Here is an 11,987-nt window from a genome sequence, read left to right on the forward strand (position 1 = left end):
GAGAGGCGGCCAAGTGAGCACCACGCATGAGCCCGACGTCGAGGCGCCGGAGACCGAGGCGGCGGAGACCGACGCGCCGGAGGTCAACCAGGCTGCCGCCGGGCGGCGTTGGCGGTGGCCGTACGGATGGCGGCGTACGGCGGCGGTCGCCGCGATCGTCCTGCTGCTCCTCGGGGGCGGCGGATTCGGTTACGCGGCACACCGGTTGACCGACCCGGCCGCGACGGACAACCGCGCGCTGACCGACACCGAGGCGACCAACCGGGTCGTCGGGGACGTCAGCAACGCGCTCGGCAAGATCTTCGCGTACACGCCGCAGGACACGGAGTCGACGGAGCGGGCCGCCCGCGACCTGCTGGACGGCGCGGCGGCCGACCAGTACCAGGCGCTGTTCGGGCAGATCCGGCAGCGCGTCGCCGAGCAGCAACTCACCCTGACCACAAGGGTGGTGCGCGCCGGAGTCGTCCGGCTCACCGCCGACCGCGCCCGGCTGCTGGTCTTCCTCGACCAGACCGCCCAGCGCAAGGGCGCCGCGGCCACCAGCGCGGCGGCCCAACTCTCGGTCACCGCCAGGCTCGACGGCGACCACTGGCGGATCACCGATCTCAAGGCCCGGTAGGAGGAAGACGGATGGCACGGATGCCCTTCAAGGGTGGCGGCGGGTCGTGGGACCGGCTCGGGGCGCGGCTGCGCGCTCCGGGCCGGCCGCTGCTCGCCACGGCCGTCGCGCTCGCCGTCGCCGCGGCGGTCGCCGCCGCCCTGACCGGCTGGTCCCGGTACGGGGCCGCGCACGACGACGACGCGGCCTTTGCGCGGACCCGCGACACGGTGCTCGCGGCGGGGGAGCAGGCGGTGCAGAACATGAACACCCTGGACTACTCCGACGTCGACCACGGGCTCGACATCTGGGAGAGCTCCACGACCGGCGACCTGCACAGCCAACTGGTCCAGGGGCGGGCGGAGTTCGAGAAGCAGGTGCAGCAGGCCCAGACGGTCAGCACCGCGAAGATCCTGTCCGGCGCGGTCACCGAACTCGACACCAGGACCGGCAAGGCCGGCGTGATGATCGCGCTGCGGATCACCGTCGAGGCGCCCAAGGCCAAGCCCGCGGTCAAGGAGAGCCGGATGCTCGGCGAACTCACCCGCACGGCCTCCGGCTGGAAGCTCAGCGCCCTCGGCCAGGCGCCCATGGGCGACAGCGCCGCAGACCCGTCGCCGTCCCCTTCCACGTCCACCACCGACGGCAAGTAAGCCGCCCCGCCGTCCGCGAGAGGACCGCCGCCCATGTCGACCACCCGCCACCTCATCAACCGCCAGCGCCGCCTGGCGGCCACCGCGCCCCCGCGCGAGCGCGCGACCCGTACAGCGGATGTGGATACGGATACGGATACGGATACGGATGTGGATGTGGAGGTCGCGGACCGTCCGGAGCGTGCCACCGCCCCCGCCGCCACCGCCGTACGGACCCGCCCAGTGCGCCCGCCGCGTACGTCGGAGAAGCCCACCGACAAGGCGACCGAGTCCGAGCCCGAGTCCGAGCCCGAGTCCGAGCCCGAGTCCGGGCCCGAGTCCGAGTCCGAAGCCCGCGCGCGGCGGTGGCGCCCGCGGCCCGTCACTGTCCTCACCGTCGGCCTCGCCCTGCTGACCGTGCTGCTCGGCGGCCTCGCCGCCTGGTCCGCGGGCAAGGCGTCCGACCTGCGCGACTCGGTGGCCTCCGGCAACACCGCGCTGACCGACACCGCCCGCACCAGCGAGGTCAAAGGCACCGTCGCCCAGGCCGTGAACGCGGTCTTCTCCTACAACTACGCCGACACCGCCCGCACCGACGACGCGGCCAAGCGCGTACTGACCGGCAAGGCCGTACAGCAGTACGCGACGATGCTCGCCCAGGTCCGGGCCCAGGCGCCGGCGCAGAAGCTCGTGCTGACCACGACCGTCACCGACACCGGCGTGGAACTGCTCGACGGCGACCGCGCCCGCGTCCTGGTCTTCGCCGACCAGAGCAACACCAGCACCGCCAAGTCGGCCAATGCGGCGACCACTTACGCGGCGGCGATGTTCGCGGTGGACGCCGTGCACCAGGACGGCACCTGGAAGATCGCGAGCATCGACACCTTCGGTTAGGGCCTGTCCTGCGGTCAGCGGTTGGTGAGGCGCCAGCCGCGCGCGCGTTCGTGTTCCGACCACAGCGCGGCGTAGCGCCCGCCCGCGGCGAGCAGTTGGGCGTGCGTGCCCTGTTCCGCGATCCGGCCGTCTGCCAGTACGGCGATGTGGTCGGCGGCGGCGATCGTGGACAGGCGGTGCGCGATCACCAACAGGGTGCGCCCGGCGGCGAGTTCGTCCAGCGCCTCGTGGACGGCGCGCTCGTTCTCGGCGTCCAGGGCGGACGTGGCCTCGTCCAGCAGGACGATCGGGGTGTCCTTGAGGAGCGTGCGCGCGATGGCCACGCGCTGCCGCTCACCGCCGGACAGCAGCCGTCCGCCCTCGCCCACCCGGCTCGCCCAGCCGTCCTCTAGCCGCTCCACGATCGGGTCGACCCGCGCCCGCCGGGCCGCGGCACGTACCTGCGCGTCGGTCGCGTCGGGCCGCCCGAGCCTGATGTTCTCCTCGACCGTGCCGTCGGTGAGGTGCACGTCCTGGAACACCAGCGAGACGGTGTCCATCAACTCGGCCGTGGACAGCTCCCGTACGTCGATCCCGCCGATCCTGACCGCGCCCGCTTCCACATCGAAGAAGCGCGCGATCAGCTTGGTCACGGTGGTCTTGCCCGCGCCCGAGGCACCGACCAGGGCGGTGGTGGCGCCCGCCGGAATCCGCAGCGTGAGAGCGTCGAGCACGGGAGCCGCCGGGCCGTATCCGAAGGTGACGCCGTCGATCTCGACCGACAACCCGCCCTCCCCGCGCGGCAATTCGCGCGGTTCGGCCGGCTCCGGCAGCGGCGGGGTGTTCAGTACGGCGTCGATCCGCTCGATCGCCGCCCGGCAGGTCCGCAGCGCCACCACCGCGCCCGCGACGACCGCGAAGGGTTGCAGGAAGTGCACGCCGAGCACCAGCAGCGCGACGGCCCGCGCGGGCGACACCTCGCCGTGGGTGGCCAGCAGTACGCCGATCACCAGGACGGCGGTGAAGGCCAACTGGATCGCGAGCTGGCCGAGTTGCAGTCCCGGCAGCGCTCCGGTGACCTCGCGGCGGGCGGCCTTGTGCTGCGCCGCCAGGGCGCCGTCGAGCTGTCCGCGACCGCCGCCCGCCGGGTCGTCGGAGCGGCCGTTGGCCCGCAACACCGGCTGCGCGCCCGCGAATTCCACCAGCCGTGCCCCGGCCTCCGCCGCGGCGGCGTCGTGCTCGGCCTCCGTGCGGTCGGTCAGCCGCCGCGCGACGGAGAACACCGCGAGCACCACCGGCACGGTGACCAGCACCGACAGGGCGATCCGCCAGTCGTAGCAGAGCATGAAGACGAAGATGGTGACCGGCGTCAGCACGGCCCCGATCAGCGTCTGCGCCAGGTGCACCGACAGCGTCGCGGTGGTGACCCCGCGCCCGAGCAGCCGCTCCAACTGCCCGGTGCGCGTGGCGTCGAACCAGCCGAGCGGCAGCCGTACGACGTGCTCGCCGAGCCGGTCGTACAGCGACCTGCGCCACGCGGAGGACAGCAGCAGCGCCCGGATTCCCATGTCGTAGTGGGCGATCCAGCCGATCACGACCGTCCCGGCCAGCGGCAGCAGCCACCAGCCGGCCGTCGCGGTCCTGCCGGTCAGCAGCGCGGTGAGCAGCGGCACCAGCAGCCCGAAGGCGACGCCCTCGCTGACCGCGTAGACGGTGGTGGACAGCAGGTAGCGCAGCAGCGGGCGGCGCTGCGCGTCCCCGACGATCCGCAGCAGCAGCGCGATCACGCGGGGCCTCCCTGAGCGGGCTGTTCGGCTCGACGTCCGGCGGCCCCGGCCGCCCTGTCCCGGTCCGGCTGCTGCGCGTTCCACAGCCGGGCGTAGCGCCCGCCCGCGGCGAGCAGTTCCGTATGCGTGCCGCGCTCGGCGATCCGGCCGTCGTCCAGCACCAGGATCAGATCCGCGGCGGCGACCGTACGCAGCCGGTGGGCGATCACCAACAGGGTTCGCCCGCCCGCCAGTTCGGCCAGTGCGTCCTGTACCGCGGCCTCCGACTCCGGGTCGGCGAAGGCGGTCGCCTCGTCCAGGACCACGATCGGGGTGTCCGCCAGCAGCGTGCGGGCGATGCTGACGCGCTGCGCCTCGCCGCCGGACAGCCGGGCGTCCTCGCCGATCACCGAGTCGTAGCCGCGCGGCAGTCGCATGATCCGCTCGTGCACGGCCGCGGCCCGCGCCGCCGCCTCCACTTCCGCGTCGCTCGCGCCCGGGTCGGCGAGCGCGATGTTCTCCCGTACCGAGCGGCGCAGCAGCACCACGTCCTGGAAGAGGAAGCCGACGTGCCGGTACAGCTCGGACCGTTCGATCCGGCGGATGTCCGTACCGCCGAGCCGGATCGCGCCTTCGGTGACGTCGTGGAAGCGGGCCAGCAGCAGCCCGAGCGTGGACTTTCCCGCGCCCGACGGGCCGACGACGGCGGTGACCGTACCGGGCGCGAGGACGGCGTCGATGCCGTGCAGCACCTCGCGGTCGGGGGTGTAGCCGAAGGAGACTCCGGCGAGTTCGAGCGGGAGCGCGCGGCTGCCGGGCGCGGGGGCGGGCAGCGTCTCGGGCGTCTCGGGCACCACCTCGGCGGGCTCGCGCAGCAGGTCCGCGACCCGGTGCGCCGCCGCCCGCGCGGTGCGGCGCAGGTCGCGGGCCGCGTAGAGCGGGGTCAGCAGCTCGAACAGGCCCAGCGCGAGCAGCGCGAAGGCCACGATGTCCACCGGGTGCGTCCAGCCGAGCCCGACGCAGCCGACCCCGGCGCCGGTGACCAGCAGCAGGATCGTGGCGGGAGCCACCGTCGCCCGGGTGAGGCTGCGCTGCTTGATGAAAACGCGCTGCGCCTCGTCGTTCGCGTCGGCGTACGCGCTCGCCGCGTCCCGGAAGCGCTGCGGCGCCCGCGCACCGCCGAACGCCTTCGCCACGACGATGCCGTGCACCAACTCGATGGTGGCGCCCGACAGTTCGGCGTTGGCCGCCGCGATGCGCCGGACCGGCTCCGCCGAGCGCCCGGCCAGCCGCATCCGCATGCTCTGCGCGCCCGCGATCACCGCGACGGTCAGCAGGGCGAGCCGCCAGTCGGCGTACAGCAGATAGCCGACGATGACGGCGGGCCCCGCGACGGCCGCCGCCATGTCGCCGCGCGCGTGCGCCACCGCGTGGTGCAGAGCGTTCACGTCGTCCTGCACGGTGGTCTTCACCCGCGCCGAGACCCCGCCCGCGAACCAGCTCAGCGGCAGCACCGCCAGGTGTGCCGCGAGCCTGCGCCGCAGCCCGTACGCCAGTTCCGCGTCGGCGAGGTGGCCGGTCAGGGCGGCGAGCAGGTAGAGCGCGAGCCGGGCGGCGAAGAGCGCGACCGCGAGCCAGACCAGCGGCCACAGCCGGTCGGACCGTACGGTCCCGGCGCCGCCGTCGGTGTCCAGCAGCCGCCTGCCGATCTCCACGACCGCGACCATCGGCGCCACGGAGAGCGCGGCGGCCAGGCCCTGGAGCGCGGCGGCGACGTTGACCCGCCCGCGTACCGGCCGCTGGACCGCGGCGAGGTCGCGGGCGGGGGAGTGCGGAGCCGGTCCGTCGTCGGCCGGCTTGCCCCGCTTGGCGGTTGACGGCCTGTCAGCCACCGTTCTTGACCGCCGTCGCGAGCTTCGGCGCGACCGCGTCCAGGCCGTAGGGGATGCTCAGCAGGGACGGGAAGGCCAGCGCGACGGCGGTGCCGATGTCCAGCGGGACGTACGAGCCGCGCTTGACCGCCGGGAGCCGCTTGAAGAGGTCGTCCGCCTCGAACTTCTTGCGGGCGTCGTCGTTGACGTACGTGAGGATGATGACGTCGGCGTCCAGCAGGTCGAGGCGTTCGCGGGCGATCTGGGAGCGGCCGGGCGTCGCGGACTTGGGCAGGCTGGTGACCTTCGGCGAGAGCTTCAGGCCGAGTTGGCTGAAGAAGACGGCCGCGGCGTCCGCGGTGCTGCTCGTGGTGAACACCGAGCCGTCCGCGCCCACCGGCCCGAAGGTGAAGGTCTTTCCGGCGAATTCGGGGTGCTGCGACCTCACTTCGGAGATCTTCGCCCGCACCCGCGTGACCAGCTCGTCGGCCTTCGCGCGCTTGCCGAGCACGTCGCCGATGCGCTGCGCGGTCAGCTCCCAGTCGTCCTTGCCGATGCCGTTGCTGTACCCGAGGGTGGGCGCGATCCGGGTCAACTTCCCGTAGTCGTCCTCGATTTGGTAGTCGTCGGCGGCCAGGATCAGATCGGGTGTCGCGGCGGCGATCTTCTCCAGCGGCAGGCCGTCGGTGGCCGTGACCAGCTCCGGCGGCGTGGCCGGCTTCTGCCAGGGCGCGAGGCCGCTGGGGAAGACGGCGTTGCGGGTGGCGAGCACGAGGGGCGCGCCGAGGGCGAGCGCCACGTCGGTGTCCCGCAGATAGCCGACGGCGGCGACCCGCTTCGGCTCGGCCTTCACCGTGGTCGGTCCCGGCTTGCCCTCGACGGTCACGGGGAAGGCGGCCGACTTCCCGCCGTCCCCCGTGCTGCTCGCGCCGGCCGGCTTCGCGTCCGTACCGCCGTCCGTACCGTCGTCGTCCGACGAGCAGCCCGCGAGGGCCAGCGCCGCCGCGACCGCCCCGCCGCCGGCGCCGAGCAGGAAGCCTCTCCGGGAGAGCGGGTCGCGGACTGTTCCAGGACGCGTGCGTGTGCTCACGGGTACGGCTCCTCGTACGGGTATGCAGCTGTGGCGAACAGGGGTGCGTCTTAGGTAAGGCTGCCCTTACTAAAGCATCAGCCTTTCCGCGCCGTCAACGATCGGGCGCCGCGCGATGATGAAGGACTCGTCGCGGGCAGGCACTATGGGGGAGAGGGCCCCCGCAACGCGCCGGAAATCGCGTGATGGGATGCTCGGCTCGCAATCCCGGATGTGCGTCCCCGATCTGGCCAGTGGCGGGGAGCAGGTGGCCTGACCGGCAAGGATGGATGGATATGGACAAGCAGCAGGAGTTCGTTCTCCGCACCCTGGAGGAGCGGGACATCCGCTTCGTCCGCCTGTGGTTCACCGACGTGCTCGGCTACCTGAAATCGGTCGCCGTCGCACCGGCCGAACTGGAACAGGCCTTCGACGAGGGCATCGGCTTCGACGGCTCCGCCATCGAGGGCTTCGCCCGGGTGTACGAGTCCGACATGATCGCCAAGCCGGACCCCAGCACCTTCCAGATCCTGCCCTGGCGCGCCGAGAGCCCCGGCACCGCGCGCATGTTCTGCGACATCCTCATGCCCGACGGCTCCCCGTCGTACGCCGACCCGCGCTACGTCCTCAAGCGCGCGCTCGCCAAGACCTCCGACCTCGGCTTCACCTTCTACACCCACCCCGAGATCGAGTTCTTCCTGCTCAAGGACAAGCCGATGGACGGCGGGCGGCCGACCCCCGCCGACAACTCCGGCTACTTCGACCACACCCCGCAGAACGTCGGCATGGACTTCCGGCGCCAGGCCATCACGATGCTGGAGTCCATGGGCATCTCGGTCGAGTTCTCGCACCACGAGGGCGCCCCCGGCCAGCAGGAGATCGACCTGCGTTACGCCGACGCGCTCTCCACCGCCGACAATGTGATGACCTTCCGGCTCGTCATGAAGCAGGTCGCCCTCGAACAGGGCGTGCACGCCACCTTCATGCCCAAGCCGTTCTCCGAGCACCCCGGCTCCGGCATGCACACCCACCTGTCCCTCTTCGAGGGCGACCGCAACGCCTTCTACGAGTCGGGCGCCGAATTCCAGCTCTCCAAGGTCGGCCGCTCCTTCATCGCGGGCCTGCTCCGGCACGCGGGCGAGACCGCCGCCGTCACCAACCAGTGGGTCAACTCCTACAAGCGGATCTGGGGCGGCTCCCAGCGCACCGCGGGCGCGGGCGGCGAGGCCCCCTCGTACATCTGCTGGGGCCACAACAACCGCTCGGCCCTGATCCGCGTCCCGATGTACAAGCCCGGCAAGACCGGCTCCACCCGCGTCGAGGTCCGCTCCATCGACTCCGGCGCCAACCCCTACCTCGCCTACGCCGTGCTCCTCGCGGCGGGCATGAAGGGCATCCAGGAGGGCTACGAACTCCCGGCCGGCGCCGACGACGACGTCTGGGCCCTGTCCGACTCCGAGCGCCGCGCGCTGGGCATCGAGCCCCTCCCGCAGAACCTCGGCGAAGCCATCACCCTCATGGAGCGCAGCGAACTCGTCGCCGAAACCCTCGGCGAGCACGTCTTCGACTTCTTCCTGCGCAACAAGAAGCAGGAGTGGGAGGAGTACCGCTCCGAGGTCACCGCCTTCGAACTGCGCAAGAACCTCCCGAACCTGTAGCCGCGAGGAACTGCTCGGCCTGCGGGGTGTCACCTCCGCGGTCAGGGCAGCCAGGCGGGGGCCAGGGCTGAGGGGGTGAGGAGGCGGGGGGCGCCGGTGCCGTCGGCGGGGGCGGTGTACAGGTCGGAGCCGTAGTCGCCGGGGAGGGAGTAGACGACGGTGGTGTCGTCGGACCAGACGGCCTGGTCGTCGACGCTGCGGGTCTCGGCCAGCGGCCACTCGCGCGAGGTGGCCAGGTCGAGGACGTAGAGGCGCCAGGGGGCGTCGGCGGGCAGGCCGGGCACGCGTTTCTTGAAGGCGATCCGGGTGCCGTCGGGGGAGAGTGACGGGCACTCGACGTTGGTGCGCAGCGTGGTGACGGTACGGGCGGCGACGTCGCCGCGCACGAGGTAGGTGTGGCCGCCGGTGGCGAGCGTGGCGTAGAAGTGCTGGTCGTCGGCGAAGGTGACGCCCCAGAAGTTGACGTCGGCGGCGCGCACGCGGTGCCCGTCGCGGGTGACGGCGTAGTCCTCGAGGGACGGCTGGAGGGCCCCGGTGCGGGTGTCCAGGACCGAGGTGCGGGTGGAGAAGTCGGTGCCCGCGTACGAGTCGCCGCCGACGAAGACGGTCCAGGCGGCCATCCGCCCGCTGGGCGAGACGCGGGCGCGGGTCGGGATGCCCGCGAGCGGGACGCGGCGGGTGGCGCGCAGGGCCGAGTCCAGGACGACCGCGTCGTACGAGTCGTTGACGGCGCCGCGCCTGGCCTGGAGGCAGATGCCGGTGCCGCCCGCCGCGTAGAAGCGCAGGCACTTCACGCCGGACGCGACGCGGGGCCCGTCCGGCGCGGAGGCGGGCACCGAGGCCAACTCGTCGCGGTGCGGCCCCCACGCCATGGAGCGGAAGACGATACGGGGGCCGCCGGCGGCCAGCGAGACCGTACCGGCGCGCACGGCGGGACCGCCCGCCTGCACCTGGTTCCTGCGGTCGGCCCGGTCGGCGGCCCGCCACACCGCGACGCCCGCCACGCACGCCAGCACGGTGATGCTGGCCACCAGCACGAGCAGCCGGTTGCGCATGCTCATGCCGCCCTCGACCGGCGCGCTCATGCCGTCGCCTCCGGCGCCGTGGGAGTCCGTGACGGCCGCAGCCGGACCGACAGCGCGACGCTCGCCGTCAGCGCCAACGCGGCGCCCGCCAGGGCGGATTGGTCGCCCCACGCGGTCCACGCCGCCCCGAAGGCTATGGAGCAGAAGAAGCGCGCGGCGGCCTGCCCGGTCTGTACGAGCGCGAGCCCGCTGGAGCGCAGCGCCGCCGGTACGGAACCGGCCGCGGCCGCCATCAGCACACCGTCCGTGGCCGCGTAGAAGGCCCCGTGCAACGCCAGTACGGCGTACGGCAGTACGCCCGCCCGCAGGTGGCCGAGGAGCAGCCCGTACGCCAGGAGCAGCGCGAAGTGGCCGCCGACGAAGACCCGCCAGCGGCCGACCCGGTCCGCCCAGCGGCCCAGCGGCACGGCGAGCAGCAGGAAGGCGGCGGCGGTGCCCAGCGGAAGGAGCGCGAACCACCGGTCGGGGACGCCGAGTCGGCGTTGCAGCAGCAGATAGACGAAGGAGTCGCTGACGGTGGCGAGCCCGAGCGCCACCGCGCACAGCGTCAGCCCGCGCAGCTCCCGCCGCCCGAGCAGCCCCACGGCGGCCCGTAAGGACGGCCGGTCAACGTCCTTGTCGAGCACGGGAGTTGACCGCCGTACGCCCGACGGCACGAACAGCAGCAGGACGATCACGCCGACCGCCGCCACACAGAAACTGACGGTGAAGACCGCGTCGTACCCCTCCGCCGCCTGACGGAGAATCAAGAAGGCGGCCAGCGGCCCGAGAAGCGCCCCGGTGGTGTCCATCGCGCGGTGCACACCGAACGCCCGGCCCCGCGACTCCGGCGGCGCCGACAGCGAGATGAGCGCGTCGCGCGGCGCGGTCCGCAGGCCCTTGCCGGTACGGTCCACGGCGAGCACCGCGCCGATCAGCGGCAGGGTGTGCACGGCCAGCAGCAGCGGCTTGCACAGCGCGGACAGCCCGTACCCGAAGGCGGCCACCGCCTTGTGCCGCCCGCCGCGGTCGGCGAGATGACCGCCGACCAGCCGTACCACCGCGCTGAATCCGTTGTAGACGCCGTCGAGCAGACCGAAGCCGAGCGGGGAGAGCCCGAGCCCGGTGACCAGGTACAACGGCAGCACCGCGGTGACCATCTCCGACGACACATCGGTGATGAGGCTGACCGCGCCGAGCGCGAGCACCGTCGAGGTGACCGCGGACGACCGCCCGGGACGCGGGCCCCGGGCGGTCGTCGTCGCGGTCGTCGGTGCGCTGTCCGCCGCGCTCGTCGGTGCGGGTGTCGCGGGCGTGCTGCCGCGGCTCTCGCTGACGTACATCGGTCAGTTGGTCCAGATGCCGGTGATGTCCGCGGCGGACGCGGCGTTGCCCGCGTGCCCCGAGGTACCCGCCAGATCCTCCAGCGTGCGCAGCAGGTTGTAGTGGTTGTAGTTCGTCGCGGACGAGCTGCCCGCGGTGACCGGCTGACCGTAGAAGACGGTCGGAATCCGGTTGCCGCTCAGCGAGTTGTCCTCGTCGAAGGTCACGACCAGCACGCTGTTGTGGGTCTTCGCCCACGTCGCGTACGCGCCCAGGTTGTTCTTGATCCAGGTGTCGCCGGTCGCCACCGAGCAGTCGTGCATGTCGCTGCACAGGTTCGGGACGACGAAGGACATCCGCGGCAGTGTCGAGTAGTCCGTCGGGAACTGCGCGAAGGTCTTCGCGGTCGACGTCGGGACATTGCCGAAGCCGAACCACGGATTGTGCTTCTGCGCGTAGTTGCCGCTCTTGCAGGTCGTCGAACCCTGGCTCGGCAGCGTCTCGTTGTAACTGCCGAAGGTCTTGCCCGCGGCGATCACCTCGGAGCCGAGATTCGCGGCGGAGCTGAAGCCGATCTTCACGCAACTGTCGTCCGTCACGCCCTGCGTGGACCCGGAGAACAGCGCGTAGTAGTTCGGCTGGCTCGGGTGCGTGATCGCGTGGCTCTGCGTGAGATTCGCGCCGCCGGTCGCCAGCGAGTTGATGTACGGCGCGCTCGAACTGCCGATGACCTGGCTGTACGCGTGGTTCTCCATGACCACCACCAGGGTGTGGTCGGGGGTGGGCACAGAGCCTGCCGCGTGCGCCGAACCGCCGAGACCGGTCCACAGACCGGCGGACGCGGCGGCGAGGCCGACTGCGGACAACAGAGCGGTGCGGCTGCGGCGGGGCAGAGTCCAGCCGTGCACGGCGTACCTCCGGTAGTGGGGGGAAGGACGAGGAACCGCTGTACATGACAATTTTAGGAGCCCGGTCGCGACCCGGCGAGCGGGCGCCGGATGAAATGAAGGCGAACACCGAGGTACGGCCTGCCGCCGGCTCCCACCCCCTTCCGCCCGGCCGGAATTACCGCGCCGCCGCGCCGCCTCGGCCCCCGCCGGACCGGACGGCCCGCCGCGCGCCGGGCCTGTCGC

Annotated in this window: 10 protein-coding genes; 4 read left to right on the plus strand and 6 right to left on the minus strand. The window is 72.6% G+C overall.

Translation table 11 applies throughout. From position 1 onward, the window contains the following. The first annotated feature begins 13 nt into the window (after positions 1 to 13). From BGM09_RS02920 to BGM09_RS02930, 3 genes are read left to right on the plus strand one after another with little or no spacing between them, the layout of a single operon-like run. Positions 14 to 619: a hypothetical protein gene (locus tag BGM09_RS02920; RefSeq protein ID WP_188279778.1), complete on the plus strand. Its 606-nt coding sequence runs from the start codon at positions 14 to 16 to the stop codon at positions 617 to 619. 11 nt (positions 620 to 630) lie between these two features. Then, positions 631 to 1,251: a hypothetical protein gene (locus BGM09_RS02925; RefSeq protein ID WP_223186213.1), complete on the plus strand. Its 621-nt coding sequence runs from the start codon at positions 631 to 633 to the stop codon at positions 1,249 to 1,251. Between the two features lie 33 nt (positions 1,252 to 1,284). Beyond that, positions 1,285 to 2,124 (plus strand): hypothetical protein, encoded by an 840-nt coding sequence (locus BGM09_RS02930; RefSeq protein WP_188279779.1) that lies wholly within the window; start codon positions 1,285 to 1,287, stop codon positions 2,122 to 2,124. Between the two features lie 14 nt (positions 2,125 to 2,138). On the opposite strand, the gene BGM09_RS02935 is transcribed toward BGM09_RS02930, so the two are convergent. Genes BGM09_RS02935 through BGM09_RS02945 form a run of 3 tightly spaced genes read right to left on the minus strand, consistent with a single transcriptional unit; the run spans position 2,139 to position 6,830 of the window. After that, positions 2,139 to 3,890 (minus strand): ABC transporter ATP-binding protein, encoded by a 1,752-nt coding sequence (locus BGM09_RS02935; protein WP_188279780.1) that lies wholly within the window; start codon positions 3,888 to 3,890, stop codon positions 2,139 to 2,141. Next, a complete protein-coding gene (locus tag BGM09_RS02940; protein WP_317452502.1) occupies positions 3,887 to 5,761 on the minus strand; it encodes an ABC transporter ATP-binding protein in 1,875 nt (624 codons plus the stop codon). Before BGM09_RS02940 ends, BGM09_RS02935 begins: the two co-directional genes overlap by 4 nt. Continuing rightward, positions 5,754 to 6,830, minus strand: coding sequence for an iron-siderophore ABC transporter substrate-binding protein (locus BGM09_RS02945; RefSeq protein WP_188279781.1), 1,077 nt, complete (start codon positions 6,828 to 6,830; stop codon positions 5,754 to 5,756). The genes BGM09_RS02940 and BGM09_RS02945 overlap by 8 nt, the downstream gene beginning before the upstream one ends. Before the next feature lie 275 nt (positions 6,831 to 7,105). Here BGM09_RS02945 and BGM09_RS02950 point away from each other — a divergent pair, with 275 nt between their 5' ends. Continuing rightward, positions 7,106 to 8,467: a glutamine synthetase family protein gene (locus BGM09_RS02950; RefSeq protein WP_188279782.1), complete on the plus strand. Its 1,362-nt coding sequence runs from the start codon at positions 7,106 to 7,108 to the stop codon at positions 8,465 to 8,467. 41 nt (positions 8,468 to 8,508) lie between these two features. Here the strand turns inward: BGM09_RS02950 and BGM09_RS02955 are convergent, their stop codons facing one another. The 3 genes from BGM09_RS02955 to BGM09_RS02965 are packed head-to-tail and all read right to left on the minus strand — an operon-like array spanning position 8,509 to position 11,762. Continuing rightward, positions 8,509 to 9,528, minus strand: a complete 1,020-nt coding sequence (locus tag BGM09_RS02955) for a TolB family protein (RefSeq protein WP_188279788.1) — start codon at positions 9,526 to 9,528, stop codon at positions 8,509 to 8,511. Positions 9,529 to 9,548: 20 nt separating this feature from the next. Further along, on the minus strand, positions 9,549 to 10,874 hold the full coding sequence (locus BGM09_RS02960) for an MFS transporter (RefSeq protein ID WP_188279783.1): 1,326 nt from the start codon (positions 10,872 to 10,874) through the stop codon (positions 9,549 to 9,551). A gap of 3 nt (positions 10,875 to 10,877) precedes the next feature. Continuing rightward, positions 10,878 to 11,762: an alkaline phosphatase family protein gene (locus BGM09_RS02965; protein WP_188279784.1), complete on the minus strand. Its 885-nt coding sequence runs from the start codon at positions 11,760 to 11,762 to the stop codon at positions 10,878 to 10,880. Positions 11,763 to 11,987 lie beyond the last annotated feature (225 nt).

This window comes from Streptomyces sp. CBMA29 (assembly GCF_014596445.1).
Classification (GTDB): domain Bacteria; phylum Actinomycetota; class Actinomycetes; order Streptomycetales; family Streptomycetaceae; genus Actinacidiphila.

Bases quoted from the DNA above. Each gene is read 5' to 3' on its own strand.
- BGM09_RS02925 (WP_223186213.1), top strand. From the start codon at position 631: ATGGCACGGATGCCCTTCAAGGGTGGCGGCGGGTCGTGGGACCGGCTC.
- BGM09_RS02930 (WP_188279779.1), top strand. From the start codon at position 1,285: ATGTCGACCACCCGCCACCTCATCAACCGCCAGCGCCGCCTGGCGGCC.
- BGM09_RS02950 (WP_188279782.1), top strand. From the start codon at position 7,106: ATGGACAAGCAGCAGGAGTTCGTTCTCCGCACCCTGGAGGAGCGGGAC.
- BGM09_RS02955 (WP_188279788.1), bottom strand. From the start codon at position 9,528: ATGAGCATGCGCAACCGGCTGCTCGTGCTGGTGGCCAGCATCACCGTG.
- BGM09_RS02960 (WP_188279783.1), bottom strand. From the start codon at position 10,874: ATGTACGTCAGCGAGAGCCGCGGCAGCACGCCCGCGACACCCGCACCG.